18 protein-coding genes are annotated in these 17,545 nt (G+C 64.4%); 6 read left to right on the forward strand and 12 right to left on the reverse strand.

What is annotated here, in order from left to right; genetic code table 11:
- Positions 1 to 82: 82 nt before the first annotated feature.
- Complete coding sequence (locus tag ACQY4G_RS00335) at positions 83 to 724, reverse strand: S24 family peptidase (protein ID WP_421992203.1); 642 nt, start codon at positions 722 to 724, stop codon at positions 83 to 85.
- A gap of 173 nt (positions 725 to 897) precedes the next feature.
- Between ACQY4G_RS00335 and ACQY4G_RS00340 the strand changes: the two genes are divergently transcribed.
- The 3 genes from ACQY4G_RS00340 to ACQY4G_RS00350 all read left to right on the forward strand — a co-directional run bounded on the left by ACQY4G_RS00340 (position 898) and on the right by ACQY4G_RS00350 (position 2,007).
- Complete coding sequence (locus ACQY4G_RS00340; protein ID WP_421992205.1) at positions 898 to 1,113, forward strand: hypothetical protein; 216 nt, start codon at positions 898 to 900, stop codon at positions 1,111 to 1,113.
- Entirely contained in the window at positions 1,103 to 1,456 is a 354-nt protein-coding gene (locus ACQY4G_RS00345) for a hypothetical protein (RefSeq protein WP_421992207.1), read from the forward strand. Before ACQY4G_RS00340 ends, ACQY4G_RS00345 begins: the two co-directional genes overlap by 11 nt.
- A gap of 107 nt (positions 1,457 to 1,563) precedes the next feature.
- Positions 1,564 to 2,007 (forward strand): DUF7684 family protein, encoded by a 444-nt coding sequence (locus tag ACQY4G_RS00350; protein ID WP_421992209.1) that lies wholly within the window; start codon positions 1,564 to 1,566, stop codon positions 2,005 to 2,007.
- An 83-nt stretch (positions 2,008 to 2,090) separates the two neighbouring features.
- Here ACQY4G_RS00350 and ACQY4G_RS00355 read toward each other — a convergent pair whose 3' ends face one another.
- The 10 genes from ACQY4G_RS00355 to ACQY4G_RS00400 all read right to left on the reverse strand — a co-directional run bounded on the left by ACQY4G_RS00355 (position 2,091) and on the right by ACQY4G_RS00400 (position 12,574).
- Entirely contained in the window at positions 2,091 to 3,524 is a 1,434-nt protein-coding gene (locus tag ACQY4G_RS00355) for an aldehyde dehydrogenase family protein (protein ID WP_421992210.1), read from the reverse strand.
- A 24-nt stretch (positions 3,525 to 3,548) separates the two neighbouring features.
- On the reverse strand, positions 3,549 to 5,204 hold the full coding sequence (locus tag ACQY4G_RS00360) for an acetolactate synthase large subunit (protein WP_421992212.1): 1,656 nt from the start codon (positions 5,202 to 5,204) through the stop codon (positions 3,549 to 3,551).
- Positions 5,205 to 5,313: 109 nt separating this feature from the next.
- A complete protein-coding gene (locus tag ACQY4G_RS00365) occupies positions 5,314 to 6,252 on the reverse strand; it encodes a D-2-hydroxyacid dehydrogenase (protein ID WP_421992214.1) in 939 nt (312 codons plus the stop codon).
- Between the two features lie 31 nt (positions 6,253 to 6,283).
- Positions 6,284 to 6,595, reverse strand: coding sequence for an endonuclease domain-containing protein (locus tag ACQY4G_RS00370; protein WP_067694684.1), 312 nt, complete (start codon positions 6,593 to 6,595; stop codon positions 6,284 to 6,286).
- Between the two features lie 2 nt (positions 6,596 to 6,597).
- Entirely contained in the window at positions 6,598 to 8,043 is a 1,446-nt protein-coding gene (cysS, locus tag ACQY4G_RS00375; RefSeq protein ID WP_421992216.1) for a cysteine--tRNA ligase, read from the reverse strand.
- A gap of 104 nt (positions 8,044 to 8,147) precedes the next feature.
- Complete coding sequence (locus ACQY4G_RS00380; RefSeq protein WP_421992218.1) at positions 8,148 to 8,819, reverse strand: nitroreductase; 672 nt, start codon at positions 8,817 to 8,819, stop codon at positions 8,148 to 8,150.
- A 2-nt stretch (positions 8,820 to 8,821) separates the two neighbouring features.
- Positions 8,822 to 9,247, reverse strand: coding sequence for a GNAT family N-acetyltransferase (locus tag ACQY4G_RS00385; RefSeq protein WP_421992220.1), 426 nt, complete (start codon positions 9,245 to 9,247; stop codon positions 8,822 to 8,824).
- A 4-nt stretch (positions 9,248 to 9,251) separates the two neighbouring features.
- Positions 9,252 to 11,072, reverse strand: coding sequence for a cobaltochelatase subunit CobT (gene cobT, locus ACQY4G_RS00390; protein ID WP_421992222.1), 1,821 nt, complete (start codon positions 11,070 to 11,072; stop codon positions 9,252 to 9,254).
- A gap of 87 nt (positions 11,073 to 11,159) precedes the next feature.
- Complete coding sequence (gene fsa / locus ACQY4G_RS00395) at positions 11,160 to 11,816, reverse strand: fructose-6-phosphate aldolase (RefSeq protein ID WP_421992224.1); 657 nt, start codon at positions 11,814 to 11,816, stop codon at positions 11,160 to 11,162.
- 62 nt (positions 11,817 to 11,878) lie between these two features.
- Positions 11,879 to 12,574 (reverse strand): DUF4197 domain-containing protein, encoded by a 696-nt coding sequence (locus ACQY4G_RS00400; RefSeq protein ID WP_421992226.1) that lies wholly within the window; start codon positions 12,572 to 12,574, stop codon positions 11,879 to 11,881.
- Positions 12,575 to 12,638: 64 nt separating this feature from the next.
- Here ACQY4G_RS00400 and ACQY4G_RS00405 point away from each other — a divergent pair, with 64 nt between their 5' ends.
- The gene (locus tag ACQY4G_RS00405) at positions 12,639 to 14,804 is read left to right on the forward strand and encodes a primosomal protein N' (protein ID WP_421992228.1); all 2,166 of its coding nucleotides are present in this window, start codon (positions 12,639 to 12,641) and stop codon (positions 14,802 to 14,804) included.
- On the opposite strand, the gene ACQY4G_RS00410 is transcribed toward ACQY4G_RS00405, so the two are convergent.
- Positions 14,801 to 15,163 (reverse strand): winged helix-turn-helix transcriptional regulator, encoded by a 363-nt coding sequence (locus tag ACQY4G_RS00410; RefSeq protein ID WP_421992230.1) that lies wholly within the window; start codon positions 15,161 to 15,163, stop codon positions 14,801 to 14,803. The genes ACQY4G_RS00405 and ACQY4G_RS00410 overlap by 4 nt on opposite strands.
- A 113-nt stretch (positions 15,164 to 15,276) precedes the next feature.
- On the opposite strand from ACQY4G_RS00410, the gene ACQY4G_RS00415 reads away from it, so the two are divergent.
- Together ACQY4G_RS00415 and ACQY4G_RS00420 are read left to right on the forward strand one after the other, a co-directional pair.
- Positions 15,277 to 15,873 (forward strand): FMN-dependent NADH-azoreductase, encoded by a 597-nt coding sequence (locus tag ACQY4G_RS00415; RefSeq protein ID WP_421992232.1) that lies wholly within the window; start codon positions 15,277 to 15,279, stop codon positions 15,871 to 15,873.
- A 34-nt stretch (positions 15,874 to 15,907) separates the two neighbouring features.
- Positions 15,908 to 17,482 carry a cryptochrome/photolyase family protein gene (locus ACQY4G_RS00420; protein WP_421992234.1) on the forward strand — a complete coding sequence of 525 codons (1,575 nt, stop codon included), beginning with the start codon at positions 15,908 to 15,910 and terminating at the stop codon, positions 17,480 to 17,482.
- Positions 17,483 to 17,545: the final 63 nt, after the last annotated feature.

Raw genomic sequence — 17,545 nt, forward strand, 5'->3', positions numbered from 1 at the left:
GTTAGCAGCCTTCGCGGCTTCATTGCCTCTCGCCGCCAAGCAATGATCCTCGGCATGAGTTTGCGTCGTAATCGGCGCAACATCACACCCGCCCCCCTTTCCACACCACGCGTCCGATCACCTCGACCTCCTCGCGCGCGAGGTCGATCGGGGCGTAGCTGTCGTTGGCGCTGATCAGCGTGATGCGGCCCGGCGCGCTGGCCTGGACCTGCTTGACGTGGAGCGCGTCGCCGATGCGCACGACGTGGATGCCCTCGCCCTGGCGTTTGTTGCGATCGACGAAAATCTCGTCGCCGCTGCGCAGGGTCGGCTCCATGCTGTCGCCCTCCACCCGGATCGCGGTGAGATCGGCGCCCTCCAGCCCCATTTCGCGCAGCCAGCGGCGGCTGAAGCGATAGCTGTCGAAAGATATTTCCTCCGCCGAAAAGGCGCCCGGTCCCGCCGAGGCATCCAGCGGCAGGCGCGGCACGGCGATGAAATCGTCCGCAGCGCGCGAGCGTGCATGGTCGGGATCGGCCCCCAGCTCGACCTCGCTCACGCCGAAGAATTCGGCCAGGCGGCGACGGTCGGCCTCCTCCAGCTTGCGGGGGCTGCCCTTGCGGACGAATTGCTGTAAATAGCTGGGATTGCGTCCCAACATGGTAGAAAGCGAGGCAAGGCTCGTTCGCCCAGCCTCGGCCAGCTCGACCAGCCGAGCGCGTTCGGGGGTCATGACGTCACCCATATCGACACCTCCTGCCACTCCATCCGTACCCTGCCAAAAGGACACGAAAGCCAAGCATGCGAGAAAATTCCTATAGCATAGGATTTTTCCTAGACAAGTAGGATTTGAGTTGGAACATAAGCGGAACAGATACAGCGAATCGCCACTTCCGGCCATCATCAGGGGAGCCCGACATGCTGATCCGTTCCATCGAGAGATTCCTCCGCCAGCACGAGATGGCGGCAACGAAATTCGGCCGCCTCGCGGCGCACGATCCGCGCTTCGTGCTCGACCTGCGCATGGGCCGCGAGCCACGCGACCGGACCGAGCAGCGGATCCAGGGGTTCATGGCTGGATACGCCGCTGCGCGCGAGGTCGTCCGCGAAGAGGAGACCGCGCATGTCGGATGAAGCAACCCCACCCCGCCCGCCGCGCACACGCCGCACTGCCGCCGATCGCCTGCGCGCCGCGCTGGCCGACCTCCACGCGCATCGGGGACAGGTGCTGAATCATACCGAGAAGGCCTGGGCCAGCATCACCTTCGCCGGCACGCGCCACAGCCTCGCAATCCTGTTCGCGGGCGAGGATGCGGTGGAGGCAGGAGAGCAGTTCGTCGCCGATCTGCCCGATCACGAATTCGCCATCCCCGGCCAGCTCGTGGCCGATGCGGGCGTGGTCGAGGTCGAACATCGCCTGATCCCCGAGCCGCGGCTGGTGGTTCGCTGCGAACTGCTGCTGCTCGAGGAGGGATGAGGCAGTACGCATGGCAGCTTTCGTCACACGTTACGCATTGTGGGAACGGCTGGGGTTGGGGGGGAAGCGGACATTGCTGCGCTCCATTCCTCTGATATGACAGAGCGATGGATCCAAGATACTTACAACTCGGACCAGGCCAACAGCCCCCTTCGCTCGAAGCGAAGCCTTATCGGCTGATTATTGTTGCTGACGAAGAAGTGCCAGATGAGTGGCGCAACCGGGTGGCGAACTGGATTTGGTCAATAGGAGCGCGCTACGTCATTGCGTGGGGTTGCTCGTGCGAAGCATGGCACGACAGTGTGGATTGGGCCAATCTAGAAGCGTTCGATTTCGGTAAGGTGCCGGATAAAGACTACATCATGACAACATGGCACGACAAGGAGCCACTTTCTGAGGCCTTCTGGTTTGCCGGTTTTTGTGCAGACCATCCCGATCTGGAATTGAGCGAAACAATCATCCTCCACATCTCGGATGTCAGTCGCCGGGAAGAGGTGCTGGCGCAGTATTTCGCGAGCCAAGTAGAGCAGGTAGAGCAATCAGCTAAGTAACTCAGAATGTCAGCAATCGGGTCGTTTACGGACCGTATGCTTTCCGGTAGGCCGAGCGAGAAACTGCCCTCTCCCGCCCCTAATCAGTCCCGCCGGATCACAAGGTTCCGGATTTCGGTCATGTCCTCCATCGCGAACTTGATGCCCTCGCGCCCCAACCCCGAATCCTTCACCCCGCCATAGGGCATGTTGTCGACGCGGTAGCTGGGGACGTCGTTGATCACCACGCCGCCGACCTCGAGCCGGTCCCAGGCGTCGAACATCTTGAACAGGTCGCGCGTGAAGATGCCCGCCTGCAGGCCGAAGGTGGAGCGGTTCACCTCGGCGAGCGCAGCGTCGAAATCGCTGAATTTCTGCAGGATCGCGAGCGGGCCGAAGGCTTCCTCGTTCAGCGCCTTGGCATCCTTGTGCACGTCTTCGAGCAGCGTCGCCTCGAGCATGTTGCCCTCGCATCCACCGCCGGTGAGCAGGCTCGCCCCGCCCTCGACCGCCTCGTCGATCCAGCCTTTGAGACGTTTGGCCTCGCCTTCGGAGATCATCGGGCCGATGAACGTATCCCGGTCCTTGGGATCGCCTGCAACGAGGCCCTTGGTCTTCTCGACCAGCATGTCCTTGAACCGGTCATAGACATCCTCGTGAATCAGGATGCGCTGCACGCCGATGCAGCTCTGCCCGCTCTGGTAGAAGGCGCCGAAGATGATCCGTTCGAGAGCATCGTCCAGATCGGCGTCGTGGTCGACGATCACTGCGGCATTGCCGCCGAGTTCGAGCACGACCTTTTTCTTGCCACAGCGCGCCTTGAGGTCCCAGCCTACCGCGGGCGAGCCGGTGAAGCTCAGCAGCTTCAATCGCTCGTCCACCGTGAATAGGTCGGCCCCGTCGCGGCTTGCGGGCAGGATCGAGAAAGCGCCCTCGGGCAGGTCGGTCTCGGCGAGGATCTCGCCGATGATGAGTGCGCCGAGCGGCGTCTTGCTCGCGGGCTTCATCACGAAGGGGCAGCCGACCGCGATCGCGGGCGCGATCTTGTGCGCGGCGAGATTGAGCGGGAAGTTGAACGGCGAGATAAAGCTGCACGGCCCGATCGGATAGCGCTTCCAGATCGACTGATAGCCCTTCGCGCGCTGCGAGATATCGAGCGGCATGACCTCGCCATACATGCGGGTCGATTCCTCGGCGGCGATCTGGAAGGTGTCGATCAGCCGGGTGACCTCGCCTTCGGAATCGTTGATCGGCTTGCCCGCCTCGACGCACAGCGCATAGGCCAGTTCGTCGAACCGTTCGCGAAAGCGCGTGACGCAATGGTCGAGCACGGCCTTGCGTTCGTAACTCGCGAGCCGCGCCATGGGCTCCGTGGCCTTGACCGCCCCCGCAATCGCCGCGTCGATCACCTCGGGGCTGGCCAGCGCGGTGCGGAAGGCGACCTCGCCGGTAAACTTGTCGGTCACTTCCAGATCGGTGTTGGGCTGCGCGGCTGTGTTGTTGAGGTAGAGCGGGTAGGTATCCTTGAGCGTGGGCATGGCGTCTCCTTCACCCGGTCAATCCTAGAGCTTTGCGCTCAGTTCCTTGATCTCTTCGTTGAGGATGCGGTCGTTTTCCGAATAATCGACCGGGCAGTCGATCAGATGGACGCCCGGCGCGTCGCGGCAATGGGCCAGCAGGTCGCGCAGATGATCGCTGCTCTCCACCCGGTGGCCCTGCGCGCCATAGCTCTTCGCATAGGCGACGAAATCGGGATTGCCATAGGTCAGGCCGTAGTCCGCAAAGCCCATGTGCGCCTGCTTCCAGCGGATCATGCCATAGGCATCGTCGCGCAGGATCAGCACCGTAAGGTTCAGGCCGAGCCGCACGGCGGTCTCCAGCTCCTGGCTGTTCATCATGAACCCGCCATCGCCGCAAATCGCCATCACTTTGCGGTCGGGATAGAGCATCGCGCTCATCATCGCGGAGGGCAGCCCCGCGCCCATGCTGGCGAGCGCATTGTCGAGCAGCACGGTATTGGGCTGCGAAGCGCAGTAGCAACGCGCGAACCAGATCTTGTAGATTCCGTTGTCGAGGCAGATGATCCCGTCCTCGGGCAGGCTCGCGCGCACCTGCTTCACCAGATGCGGCGGAAAGATCGGGAAGCGCGTATCGTCGGCAAGCGTCGCGGTATGGTCGAGTTCCGCCTGATGGTAGCGCGTGAGCTCGCCGCTTCGCCAATGATCCTGTTTCTGGATGCTTTCCTTGATCTGCCAGATCGCGTTGGCGATGTCGCCGATCACTTCGATCTGCGGGAAATAGACCGGGTCGACCTCGGCGCTCTTGTTGCTGACATGGATGACGGTGTGTCCGTCGTCATGCATGAAGAAGGGGGGCTTCTCGATCACGTCATGGCCGACATTGACGATCACGTCGGCCTCCTCGATCGCGCGGTGGCAGAAATCGCCCGCGCTCAACGCCGCGCAGCCGAGGAACAGCGGGTGCCGCTCGTCGAGTACCCCCTTGCCCATCTGCGTGTGAACGAAGGGGATGCCGGTCTTCTCGACGAATTCGGCGAGCATCTTACCGGTCATGGTACGATTGGCGCCCGCCCCGATGACGAGGATCGGCTTGCTCGCCTTTTCCAGCGCCGCGACCGCCTGGCCCACCGCCTTGGGTTCGGCGCTGGGTCGGCGCGCAACGCTGCGCGGGATCGGCGTCGCAGCGGTCGGCTCCGCGGCGATGTCCTCGGGCAGCTCGAGATGCACCGCGCCGGGCTTCTCCTCTTCGGCCAGGCGATAGGCCTCGCGCACGCGGCTCGGTATATTGTCGCCCGCGTGCAGCTGGCGGGTATATTTGGTCAGCGGGTCCATCATCGCGACCACGTCGAGGATCTGGAACTGGCCCTGCTTCGACTTCTTGATCGGCTTCTGCCCGGTAATCATCATCATCGGCATGCCGCCCAGCTGGGCATAGGCGGCTGCAGTGACGAGATTGGTCGCGCCCGGACCCAGCGTGGCGATGCACACGCCCGTCTTGCCGGTATGGCGGCCATAGGTCGCGGCCATGAAACCCGCGCCCTGTTCGTGCCGGGTCAGGACCAGCTTGATTTGCTTCGACCGGCTGAGGCTGTCGAGAAAGTCGAGATTCTCCTCGCCCGGGACGCCGAAGATATATTCGCAGCCCTCGGCCTCGAGGCACTCCACGAACAGGTCGGACGCTTTCCTGGTATCGGCCATGCTACGCGATTCTCCACCTGCGATATCCGGCAAGGACATCGACCCTTTCGCGACCGCCGTGCGTGTCGTTACACGTCGGCTTGCGAACTAACAGACCGCCGGGTCCAAGTCAGTAGCCGAGGTCGAGGTCCAGTTGCGGCTCGACCGGTTCGCCCCGGTGCCAGCGTTCGAGGTTCTCGACGAAGCGATCCGCACTGCGCTGGAACATCTTGGTCTGCGCGCGGCCCGACAGGTGCATGGTGATCTGCGCATTGTCGAGGTCCCACAGCGGGTGGTCTTCGGGCAGCGGTTCGGGATCGGTCACATCGAGCAGCGCGGCCTCGATCTTCTTCTCCTTGAGAGCTTCGACCAGCGCCTCCTGATCGACCACGTCGCCCCGCGCGATGTTCACCAGCACGCCGTTGGGACGCATTGCGGCAAGTTCCATCGCGCCGATCATGTGCTTCGTCTCGGGAGTCGAGGGAACCGCGAGCACGACCCAGTCGAACTCGCCCAGCTTTTCGCGCCATTCGCCGGGCTTCAGGGCCCCGTCGGCACCCGACCGGCGCACGGGCACGACCTTCATATCGAACGCCTCGAGCCGCGTCTTGACCAGCCGGCCGATCGCACCGAGGCCGAGCAGCAGCACGCGCTCGCCCGACAATTCGCGCTTGCCCGGGCTGTCGAGCAGCCATTCGTGCCGCTCCTGCGCGCGCACGACCTCGCGGTAGCCCTTGGCATGGGCAAGCATCAGCATGACGACATATTCGGCGATGGTGATGGCATTGATGCCGACGCCGTTGGTCACGGTGACACCGCGCTGCTTGAGCAGATCGAGCGGCATGAAATCGAGCCCGGCATAGATCGAGTTCATCCATTCGAGCCTGGTCGCGGCCTGCGCGATTTCGATCATCGGCTCTTTCTCGTTGAGGTCGAACCAGCCGATCTCCGCTTCCGGCGCGAACTCCAGCGCCTGCTCCTTGCTTGCGAACCACAGCGGCTCGACCCAATCGGGCAGGCGCGGCTCGACCAGTGGGCGGATGAGGGCGGACAATACGGCTTTGGTCATCGATTTCTCCTCGATGCCACCTGTTGCCGCTTCAGCCGATTTTCGCAAACCGTTCCTTGCGGCGACCAGCGATGTCGAGGATCGCCGCGGCCACTTCGCTGGCATTGCGCAGCACATGGCTGGGCGGGACCTGCATGATGTCGACGCGGTGCTGTTCCTGCCAGCGTTCGCGCTCGCTGTCGTTCTTCGGCTTGAAGGGATCGTCGTCGACCTCGATCGCGAGATGCGCCTCGGCGCAGTAGAGCGGGAGGACGAAACCCCCGGCTTCATGGTCGCGGACGAATTGCAAGCCCTTCGGCGTATCCTTGAGATGCTGCCAGAGGAGGGTCTGCGGATCGGCCATGGTCAGAGCTTCCATTCCCAACCGAGCGGGTCGCCGTCCATCACCTCCACGCCTTTTTCCCCAAGGCTTTCGCGAATCGCGTCGGAAGTAGCGAAATCCTTGGCCATGCGCGCCTCCTTGCGGCGGATCAGCTCGGCCACGATCTCGGCTTCGGTGATTTGCGCGACCTTGGGGCGAATACGCAGATCGGTGCGGGTCAGGCCAAACAGGTCGAGACCGAGGACCGCGTCCATCTCCTCGATTACCGCGCGCTTGATGCCCGCATCGACCTTCTTGACCGCGAGCGCCTCTTCGAGAGCGACCAGCGCGACAGCCGTGTTGAGATCATCCGAAACGGCCTCGGCGAATTTTGCGCGCATGGGAGCGAACTTCTGGTGCGAGGGATCGCCTGCGGGTGCGTCCTTCAACCGCTCGACCGCCATCACGATGCGCTTCAGCCGCGTGAGTGCTGCGCCCAGCCCCTCCCACGAGAACTCCAGCTCGCTGCGGTAATGCGCCTGGAGGCACATCATGCGGTAGGCGAGCGGGTGGTAGCCCTTGTCGACCAGCAGTTGCAGCCGCAGGAACTCGCCCGACGATTTCGACATCTTCCCCGACCGCTCGACGAGGAAGTTGTTGTGCATCCAGATCTTCGCGCCCGAGTGGGCGGCGTCGTCCAGCCCGCCAGTGCAGCAATAGGCCTGGTTCTGCGCGATTTCGTTGGGGTGGTGGATCTCCCGGTGATCGATTCCGCCGGTGTGGATGTCGAAGGGAAAGCCCAAGAGCTTCTCGCCCATGACCGAGCATTCGAGATGCCAGCCGGGCGCGCCCCTGCCCCACGGGCTGTCCCATTCCATCTGCCGGGTCTCGCCTATCGGGGTCTTGCGCCAGATGGCGAAGTCGGCGGCGTTGCGCTTGCCCTCGACCGTATCGATCCGGCCTTCACCCTCTTCGGTGACCGCGCGCGCGAGCTTGCCATAATCGCCGACGGTCGAGACGTCGAAATAGAGCCCGCTGTCGAGCTCGTAGCAGTGCTTGTCGGCGATGCCTTTCGCGAATTCGATCATCTCGTCGATGTAATCGGTGGCGACCGACCACTTGGCGGGCTGGCGGATGTTGAGCGCCTTCACGTCCGCCCAATAGGCCTCGGTATAGTGCCTCGCGATGTCCCAGATCGACTGCGCCTTCTCCGCAGCCATCTTCTCCATCTTGTCCTCGCCCGCATCGGCATCGTCGGTCAGGTGGCCGACATCGGTGATGTTGATGATGTGCGTGAGGTCGTAGCCCTTCCAGCTCAGCGTGCGCCCCAGCACATCGGCGAAAACATAGGCGCGCATATTGCCGATGTGGGGGTAGTTGTAGACCGTCGGCCCGCAGGAATAGACGCGCGCCTCGCCCTCGTGGACGGGCTCGAAGACTTCGATTGCGCGAGTCAGCGAGTTGAACAGCTTGAGCGGCGTGTCGGTCATGCGGGGCCTGATACTATCCCGTCATCCCAGCGCAAGCTGGGATCGCTGCCGGTTTGGCGCGGAATTGCACCCGATCCCGGCTTGCGCTGGGATGACGATGGAAATTACCACCCTTCCCAGCGCACGCTTTCGTCCAGCGCGGCGCGCTTGACCGCGAAATTGTTCACCGCCGCATCTTCGTCGCGGTAGCCGATCGCGACGCCGCAGAAGAACGTGTGATCCTCGGGGATGTCGACCACCTCGCGGATTTGCGGCGAGTAGACCGCCCAGGCTTCCTGGAAACAGGTATCGAGCCCCTCCTCGCGGCACAGCAGGCCGATGGTCTGCAGCCACATGCCGATATCGCTCCACTGCGGCGGGCCCATGTATTTGGGCGTATGGACCAGCATCAGCACCGGCGCCCCGAACGCGCGGAAGTTGTTGGCGAACCACATCAGCCGCTTGCCCTTCTCCTCGCGGGAGATCTGGAGCGCGCCATACATGTCCTCGCCCACCCCGCGGCGACGCTGCTCATAGGCCCCGTCGAGTTCGGGCGGATAGACGTGGTACTCGGGCGCGAAGGCCTCGCGCCCCTTGGGCAAATCCTGCGCGACGCGCGCGAACAGCTTTTGCATCGGTTCGCCGGTGAGGACGATGCCGTGCCAGGGCTGCGTGTTGCCTCCGGAAGGGCTGCGCTGCGCCTTTTCGAGGATGCGGATGAGCACCTCACGCTCGACCGGCTGCCGCGTGAAGGCGCGGACGGAGCGGCGGCTGGCTACGGCGTCGGATACGTTCATTGTCACTCCCATTCGAACACGACCGCGCCGCGTTCCTCCATGTCACCCAGCGAGCGGTAGAAGGCGATCGCCCTATCGTCATCCCCTTCGGCAGCAAGCCAGATCGGCCACAGGCCGTTGGCTTTTCCGTGTTGCTGTACCGTGCGCATCAAGCGCGTGGCGATTCCGCGACGGCGAAAGCCGTCCCGCGTCTCGAGTTCGTTGACGAAGAGGTGCGGCGACTTGTCTGGATGCAGCACGATTGTCGCACTGGCAAAGCCCACCGGTTGCCCATCGATAAGCGCCAACCAGAGAAAATCGCGGTCGCTATTCAGAAAAGCGTGTGTCTGTTTGGCAATCGGGCGATCGTCGAAGATTTCTTCCGCGGCATTTACGAGCGCGTAGTCGTCGGGACCGAGCAAACGGATGTCCAATGCCGCGTTCGACACCCCGTCATTCCACCTCGAACAGATCGGCCAGTTGTTCGATGATCGTCCCGCCAAGCTGCTCCACGTCCATGATCGTCACCGAGCGCTTGTAATAGCGGGTCACGTCATGCCCGATCCCGATCGCGGCCAATTGCACGGGCGACTGCTTCTCGATCCAGTCGATCACCTTGCGCAGATGGCTTTCGAGGAAGCCCGCCTGGTTGACGCTGAGCGTGCTGTCGTCGACCGGGGCGCCATCGCTGATCACCATCAGGATGCGGCGATCCTCGGGGCGGCGGAGCAGGCGGTCGTGCGCCCATAGCAGCGCCTCGCCGTCGATGTTCTCCTTGAGCAGGCCCTCGCGCATCATCAGGCCCAGATTGCGGCGCGCGCGGCGCCAGGGCTCGTCGGCCTTCTTGTAGAGGATGTGGCGCAGATCGTTGAGGCGGCCCGGATTGGCCGGGCGGCCATCGGCGAGCCAGGCCTCGCGGCTCTGCCCGCCCTTCCAGGCGCGGGTGGTGAAACCAAGGATTTCGGTCTTCACCCCGCAGCGCTCCAAAGTACGCGCAAGGATATCCGCGCTGATCGCGGCAATGCTGATCGGCCGCCCGCGCATGCTGCCCGAATTGTCGATGAGCAGCGTGACCACCGTGTCCTTGAATTCGGTATCGCGCTCGATCTTGTAGCTTAGGGCATGGCCGGGGCTGACCACCACGCGGGTCAGGCGCGCGGCATCGAGCAGGCCTTCTTCCTGGTCGAAATCCCAGCTGCGGTTCTGCTGCGCCATAAGGCGGCGCTGCAGCCGGTTGGCAAGCCGCGTGACGACGCCCTGGAGCCCGGCGAGCTGGCTGTCGAGATAGGTGCGCAACCGTTCGAGCTCTTCGAAATCGCACAGCTCGCCCGCTTCGATCTCCTCGTCGAACTTGGTCGTGTAGGCGGTGTATTCGAAGGTTTCGGGGAAATCGGTCCAGGGGCGGTTCGGGCGGACGGGCTGCATCCCCTCCTCGCCATCGTCCGCCGGATCGCCGTCGGACATCTGCTGTTCGCCTTCGACCTCCTGGTCGGCATCGCCCTCGGCCTCGCCGTCGCTAACCTCGCTGCGCGCATCGGCGGCATCGGGTTCGGCACCGCCCTCGTCTTCCTCGTCGCTTTCCTGCTCCTCGGGCGTTTCGCCGTCGTCGTCTTCGCCATCCTCGGCATCGGTCGGTTCGGGGCTGTCGGGCAAGGTGAGATCGAGATCGCGCAGCATATCGAGCGTCAGGTCCTGGAACGCGCGCTGATCGTCGAGCACGTCGGCCAGGCCATCCATGTCGGTGCCGATCTTGGCGAGGATGTCCTCGCGCACCAGATCGACGCCCGCGCGGGCGCGCTCCGGAATTTCCTCGCCAGTGAGCGCCTCGCGCAGCATCAGCGACAGCGCGGTGGGCAGCGGGACATCGCTCGCGTCCTCGGCGCGAACGATCGAGTCCGAGGCGGTGCGCATCTCGACCGCGGAATTGAGGTTGTCGCGAATCCCCGCATAGCGGTTCGACCCGATCGCCTCGTAGCGAACCTGCTCGATCGCATCGTAGCAGGCGCGCGCGATCGGTTCGGGCGGCGCGCCTTTGCTGTGCAGCGCCTCGTTATGGTGGCGCAGGCGGAGCGAGAAACTGTCGGCGAAGCCGCGCGCCTCGACCGCCTGTTCGCGCGGCAGGTTGCGGCCTGGTAGCGGCACGCGGAAATTCTTGCCGCTCTGCGCCGGCGCATCCGCGCTCCAGGCGACTTCGACCTCGGGCTCGTGCGCGAGCGCGCGAGCCGCGCCGGTCAGCGCCTGCTTGAAACGGTCGAGGGGAGTCTGGTCGGTCATCTATCTCCCGATCCCCAGCGAAGGCCGGGGTCTCGTGCGGTTTGGCGCGAAGCCGAAGGAGGTCCCAGCCTGCGCTGGGAGGCATGCTTAAAGTATGCTCTGCCCGGTCTTTTCCCAGTCGGCAAGGAAGCCCTCGATGCCCTTGTCGGTCAGGACGTGCTTGAACAGCCCCTTGATGACGCCCGGCGGCATGGTCGCGACATCGGCGCCGATCCGCGCGCTCTCGAGCACATGCACCGGATTGCGGACGCTGGCGACGAGGATCTCGGTCGTGAAGCCGGGATAGTTGTCGTAGATCAGGCGGATATCGCGGATCAGCGCCATGCCGTCGAAGCCGTTGTCGTCATGTCGACCGACGAAGGGGGAGACGAAAGTCGCCCCCGCCTTGGCCGCAAGCAGCGCCTGGTTGGCAGAGAAGCAGAGTGTCACATTGACCATCGTGCCGTCGCCCGTGAGCTTCTTGCAGGTCTTCAGCCCGTCGATCGTCAGCGGCACCTTGATGCAGACATTGTCCGCGATCTTGCGCAGCACCTCGGCCTCTTTCATCATCGTCTCGTGATCGAGCGCGACCACTTCGGCGCTGACCGGACCATCGACGATATCGCAGATTTCCTTGGTCACTTCCATGAAGTCGCGACCCGACTTGGCGATCAGCGAGGGATTGGTGGTGACGCCGTCGAGCAGGCCGGTTTCGGCCAGTTCCTTGATGTCGGCGATGTCGGCGGTGTCGACGAAGAATTTCATGAGTGCGGGCTCCGGGGGAATTGCGATTCCCGCAGAGCCTTAGCGATGCAGGGGCGGTGCGGCTAGACCTGCCCGCCCGCCCCGAACACACCTATGATCAGCGGATCGCGCGTGGCCCGCGGGTCGCGGCGGATGGCAGCCTCTTCCACGCCGATTTCGCGCCAGATGGTGTCGTCGATATTCCCGGCGAAACGCGTGGTCGCGCTGGCCAAGTCGACGCCGGTAAGACCGCGCAGCAACTCGCCGACCAGCGGATCGCTCGCCACGCGCATGGCGGTGCCAAGTTCGGGAACCATGGCCTCGACCAGCGTGGTGCCCATCGATCCGCGCAGGAATGCGGTCGCCGCCGTCGGCCCGCCGCGCACGAGGTCGATCGCGTTCTGGATACCGATGGTGCGCACGGCCTCGGTCACCAGCGGGGCCGCGCGCTCGGCGCCTTCATAGGCGATATCGGCGAAGGCGTCCTCCAAGCGGCTCTTGAACAGCGCCGAAGTGAGGATGCGGGTCATTACGTCGCCGCGCGTGCCGAGCAGATTGCCCAGCCCAAGCTGCGCGACCTGCTGGTCCCAGAAACCATCGCCCTGAAGCATGCGGGCAAAGGCGCGCTCGCTCGACAGGAAGAGGATGCGCTGGACCGCATCGACCATGCCGAAGCCGGGAAGGCTTGAGCAGGCCGGCAGCATCAGCAGGCCGCCCGAAGCCGCCATGCCGCCTAGAAAGGCGCGCCGTCCGGTGGGTTTCACGAGAATATCGGTCATATCGTCAGTCCTCTTGCATCCCACCCTTGTTTCACGCCCATCGCGCCGCCCATATGGCCCGGCCATGAACCGCGTGCGCTGCCTCGTCCTCAATGCCGCTCTCGGCCCCTTGGATTACAAGGTGCCCGAAGGGCTCGCAGTCGAGCCCGGCTCGGTGGTCGAGTGCCCTCTGGGGCCGCGCACCGTGATCGGGATCGTCTGGGAGGCTGAACGGCTGCCCGGCACCGAGGTTCCGGCGGAGAAGCTGCGCAACCTCAGGGGGATACTGCCCATCCCGCCGCTGTCGGCAGCGCTGCGGCGCCTGATCGAATGGACCGCCGATTATTACGTCGCCCCGCTGGCGAGCGTCGCACGCATGGCGCTGTCTTCGGGCGGCGCGCTCAAGGGCCCGGCGACGTTGACCGAATATCGGCTGACCGGAGGCATGCCCGAACGCATGACTCCGCAGCGGCAAGCGGCGATGGAGGCGCTGGAGGGTGAGCAGGCGACCATCCGCGAGCTGTCGGGTATCGCAGGCGTGTCGGAAGGCGTGCTGCGCGGGCTGGTCAATCAGGGCGTGCTCGAGCCGGTGGAGGTCGATTGCGACCGCCCCTATGACGAAGCGCGACCGGACTTCGCCCAGGTGGAGCTGAGCGAGGAACAACGCGAGGCCTCGGCGGTGTTCTCGTCCGCCGTGCGCAAGGCCAAATTCGCGCCCTTCCTGCTCGATGGTGTGACCGGATCGGGCAAGACCGAAACCTATTTCGAACCGGTGGCAGAGGCGCTGCGGATGGGCCGCCAGGTGCTCGTGCTGCTGCCCGAAATCGCGCTGACCGAAAACTTCCTCCACCGCTTCGAGGAGCGTTTCGGTGCGGCCCCGGTGCTGTGGCATTCCTCGCTCAAATCGACCGAGCGCCGCCGCGCCTATCGTGCCGTGGCGGACGGCAGCGCGCAGGTGGTCGTCGGCGCGCGTTCGGCGCTGTTCCTGCCCTTCGCGCAGCTCGGCCTGATCGTGGTCGACGAGGCGCATGAGACCAGCTTCAAGCAGGAAGACGGTGTGCGCTACAACGCGCGCGACGTCGCGGTGATGCGCGGGCATTTCGAAAAGCTGCCCGTGTTGCTCGCCAGCGCCACGCCCGCGCTCGAAAGCCTGCAGATGGCCGAGAGCGGGGTCTATACCAAGGTAGACCTGCCCAGCCGTTTCGGCGGAGCGCAATTACCCAGCATCGACACGATCGACCTGACAGAGGAAAAGCCCCCGCACGGCATGTGGCTGGCCCAGCGGCTGGTCGACGGGATCGAGGAACGGCTCGAGCGCGGCGAGCAGTCGCTGCTGTTCCTCAACCGTCGCGGCTATGCGCCGCTGACCCTGTGCCGCAATTGCGGCTTTCGCTACCAGTGCCCCAATTGCAGCGCCTGGCTGGTCGAACACCGCTTTACCCAACGCCTCGCCTGCCACCATTGCGGCCACGAGGCCCCTGCCCCGCAAGCCTGCACCGAATGCGGCGAGCCCGATTGCCTGGTCGCCTGTGGGCCGGGCGTCGAGCGCATCGCCGACGAGGTGGCCGAGCGATTGCCGCAGGCGCGGGTGTTCGTGGCGACTTCGGACACGCTCAATTCCCCCGGCCGTGCCGCCGAATTCATCGCAGCGGTCGAGGCGCGCGAGGTGGACGTGATCGTGGGCACGCAATTGGTCACCAAGGGATTCCATTTTCCCGAGCTGACGCTGGTCGGCGTGGTCGATGCGGACTTGGGGCTCGAAGGCGGGGATCTGCGGGCGGGCGAGCGGACCTATCAGCAGGTGGCGCAGGTTGCCGGGCGCGCGGGGCGCGGTTCGAAACCGGGCGAGGTGCTGATCCAGACGCGCCATCCCGAAGCGCCCGTGATCGCCGCGCTTGCTGCCGGGGACCGCGACGCCTTCTATTCCGCCGAAACCGAAATGCGCCGCGAGGCAGGTGCCCCGCCCTTCGGCCGCTGGGCCTCGATCATCATCAGCTCCGAGGACGATGCCGAAGCACGCGAGGCCGCCAATCGCCTCGGCGCGTTCCGGCCAGAGGTGGCCGACTGCCTGATCCTCGGCCCAGCGCCTGCGCCGATGGCGCTGCTGCGCGGCCGCTATCGTTATCGCTTCCTCATCAATGCCCGGCGCAGCGTACAATTACAGGACGTCATCCGCCGCTGGCTCGGCGCGGTCGACCACCCGCCCGGCGTGCGCGTGGCGGTGGACATCGATCCCTACAGTTTCGTCTAGCGCGCCTGGTCCGTTTCGCCGTCGAACGTGGCACGCGCCGCTTCGACCTTGTCGATGTTCGCGATCGCCCAATTGCCCAGCCGCGCCACGGGATCGCACAGGGATCTACCGAGCGCCGTAAGGGCATAGTCGACTCGCGGCGGGACGCTGGGCGTCACCGTCCGGCTGACCAGGCCGTCACGTTCGAGACCGCGCAGCGTGCGGGTCAGCATGCGCTGCGAAATACCGGAAATCTCGCGCCGCAATTGATTGAACCGGCGCGATCCGCCTTCAAGCGCCATTACCACCCGCACCGACCATTTGTCGCCCACCCGCGCGAGGATGTCATTGACCGCGCTGCACTGCGGTGCGTCGTGCACTTCGAGAGTAACACCGGTGTCCCTATCTGACGGCAAAGTGCCTTCTTGCGCAACTTGGGGTGCAGTTTCCATATGGCCTCCAGGTTATCGATAGTAACTATGGAGTTTCCCACGTGCAAATCCTTCGTATCGACAGTTCGACCACGGGCGATCAATCGATCAGCCGCAAGCTGACCGACGAGCTGCTCGCCCATTTCACCAACCTGCACCCCGATGCCAAGGTGGTGACACGCGACCTGGTGGCCGAGCCGCTGCCGCATATCGACCCGATCACCACCAGCGCGATCCGCACGCCGCCGGAAACGCACGAGGAAGCCGTTGCCGCCGCCTATCCCGGCGAGCGCGCGGTACTCGACGAATTCCTTGCCAGCGACATCGTGATCGTGGGCGCGCCAATGTACAATTTCTCGATTGCCTCGCAGCTCAAGGCCTGGCTCGACCGGCTGGGCGTGCCTGGCGTGACCTTCAAATATTCCGAGAACGGCCCCGAGGGTCTGGCCGGCGGGCGCAAGGTCGTGGTCGCTTCGGCGCGTGGCGGCGAATATTCGAACGACCAGATGGCCGAGAATCAGGAGAGCCTGCTGACGACCTTCTTCGGCTTCGTCGGCGTGGACGACCTCCAGTTCGTGCGCGTCGAGAAGGCAGGCTACGGTCCGGAGGCGATCGAGGCCGGCCTGGCAGCCGCCAAGGAAGAAATCGCCAAGCTGTGAGGCACGATCGCGCGGGCCGGGCATTGAAAACGCAATGCCCGGCCCCAGCGACAATCCCGTACTCGTCCCCATCCTCGGCGACCAGCTGACCCGCGACCTCGCCTCGATCCGCGGGCGCACCAAGGATGATACAATCATCCTGATGATGGAGGTGTGGGACGAGGCGACCTACGTCAGGCACCACAAGCAGAAGATAGCGCTGGTCTTTTCCGCCATGCGCCACTTCGCCGAAGAATTGCGCGATGCGGGGTGGACGGTCGATTACATCAAGCTCGACGATGAGGACAATGCGGGCAGCTTCACCGGCGAGGTGGCGCGCGCGATCGAGCAGCACTCCCCGCGCCTCGTCAGCGTGGTCGAGGCGGGCGAATGGCGCGTGCGCGAGGCGATGGACCAGTGGGCGGACAAGTTCGCCTGCGAGATCGAAATCCTGCGCGACGACCGGTTCATCTGTAGCCAGGCCGAGTTCGACAAATGGGCAGAGGATCGCACAGAGCTCCGCATGGAGTTCTTCTATCGCGAGATGCGGCGCAAGACCGGTCTGCTTGTCGACGACGACGGCAAGCCCGAAGGCGGCGAGTGGAATTACGACAGCGAGAACCGCAAACCGCCCAAGAAAGGCCTATCGGCGCCCGAACGCCCCAAGTTCGACGCTGACGACATCACGCAGGAAGTGATCGATCTGGTCGAGGACCGGTTCGGCGACCATTTCGGCAGTCTAGAGACATTCCAGTGGCCCGTTACGCGCGCCGAGGCAGAGGAAGCCGCCGATGCCTTCTTCGCCGAACGGATCGAATGCTTCGGCCCCTATCAGGACGCGATGGTCGCGGGCGAGGACGATCTGTTCCATTCGATGCTCTCGACCAGCATCAATCTCGGCCTGCTCGACCCGCTCGAGCTGTGCCGGCGCGCCGAGAAAGCCTACCAAGACGGCAGTGCGCCGCTCAATTCGGTCGAGGGTTTCATCCGCCAGATCATCGGCTGGCGCGAATATGTGCGCGGCTTCTACTGGCATCAGATGCCGCATCTGCAGAAGGCCAACGCCCTGAACGCGCAGCGCGGTCTGCCCGAATTCTACTGGACCGGCGAGACCGACATGGCCTGTCTTGCCGACTGCATCCGCACCACGCGCGACAACGCCCACGCACACCATATCCAGCGGCTGATGGTGCTGGGCAATTTCGCGCTGCTCGCTGGCATCGATCCACGCGAGGTGCAGGACTGGTATCTCGTTGTCTATGCCGACGCCTACGAATGGGTCGAACTGCCCAATGTCGCCGCGATGATCCTTTATGCCGATGGCGGCAAGCTGGCCAGCAAGCCCTATGCGGCAAGCGGCAACTACATCAACAAGATGAGCAATTACTGCGCGGATTGCACCTATTCACCCAACAAGAAGACCGGCGAAGGCGCCTGTCCCTTCAACCCGCTCTATTGGCATTTCATGGACCGCCACCGCGAACGGCTGGAGAAGAACCCGCGCATCGGGCGGATCTATTCGACCTGGGACCGGATGGACGAGGACCGCAAGCAGGCATATCTCGACAGCGCAGATGCCTTCCTCGACTCGCTCACGCCAGCATCCGCCGGATGGGCCCGCGCCGACTGAGCGATTGCAACGGTTCGTCGCAGCGACTACCCGCGCCACCCAACAATGCCACGATTTCGCCGC

The organism is Qipengyuania sp., assembly GCF_965277845.1.
Classification (GTDB): domain Bacteria; phylum Pseudomonadota; class Alphaproteobacteria; order Sphingomonadales; family Sphingomonadaceae; genus Qipengyuania.

Bases quoted from the DNA above. Each gene is read 5' to 3' on its own strand.
- ACQY4G_RS00380 (WP_421992218.1), bottom strand. From the start codon at position 8,819: ATGAACGTATCCGACGCCGTAGCCAGCCGCCGCTCCGTCCGCGCCTTC.
- ACQY4G_RS00405 (WP_421992228.1), top strand. From the start codon at position 12,639: ATGAACCGCGTGCGCTGCCTCGTCCTCAATGCCGCTCTCGGCCCCTTG.
- ACQY4G_RS00340 (WP_421992205.1), top strand. From the start codon at position 898: ATGCTGATCCGTTCCATCGAGAGATTCCTCCGCCAGCACGAGATGGCG.
- ACQY4G_RS00370 (WP_067694684.1), bottom strand. From the start codon at position 6,595: ATGGCCGATCCGCAGACCCTCCTCTGGCAGCATCTCAAGGATACGCCG.
- cobT (WP_421992222.1), bottom strand. From the start codon at position 11,072: ATGACCGACCAGACTCCCCTCGACCGTTTCAAGCAGGCGCTGACCGGC.
- ACQY4G_RS00420 (WP_421992234.1), top strand. From the start codon at position 15,908: ATGCCCGGCCCCAGCGACAATCCCGTACTCGTCCCCATCCTCGGCGAC.
- ACQY4G_RS00335 (WP_421992203.1), bottom strand. From the start codon at position 724: ATGGGTGACGTCATGACCCCCGAACGCGCTCGGCTGGTCGAGCTGGCC.
- ACQY4G_RS00365 (WP_421992214.1), bottom strand. From the start codon at position 6,252: ATGACCAAAGCCGTATTGTCCGCCCTCATCCGCCCACTGGTCGAGCCG.
- ACQY4G_RS00400 (WP_421992226.1), bottom strand. From the start codon at position 12,574: ATGACCGATATTCTCGTGAAACCCACCGGACGGCGCGCCTTTCTAGGC.
- fsa (WP_421992224.1), bottom strand. From the start codon at position 11,816: ATGAAATTCTTCGTCGACACCGCCGACATCGCCGACATCAAGGAACTG.
- ACQY4G_RS00345 (WP_421992207.1), top strand. From the start codon at position 1,103: ATGTCGGATGAAGCAACCCCACCCCGCCCGCCGCGCACACGCCGCACT.
- ACQY4G_RS00350 (WP_421992209.1), top strand. From the start codon at position 1,564: ATGGATCCAAGATACTTACAACTCGGACCAGGCCAACAGCCCCCTTCG.
- ACQY4G_RS00355 (WP_421992210.1), bottom strand. From the start codon at position 3,524: ATGCCCACGCTCAAGGATACCTACCCGCTCTACCTCAACAACACAGCC.
- ACQY4G_RS00360 (WP_421992212.1), bottom strand. From the start codon at position 5,204: ATGGCCGATACCAGGAAAGCGTCCGACCTGTTCGTGGAGTGCCTCGAG.
- cysS (WP_421992216.1), bottom strand. From the start codon at position 8,043: ATGACCGACACGCCGCTCAAGCTGTTCAACTCGCTGACTCGCGCAATC.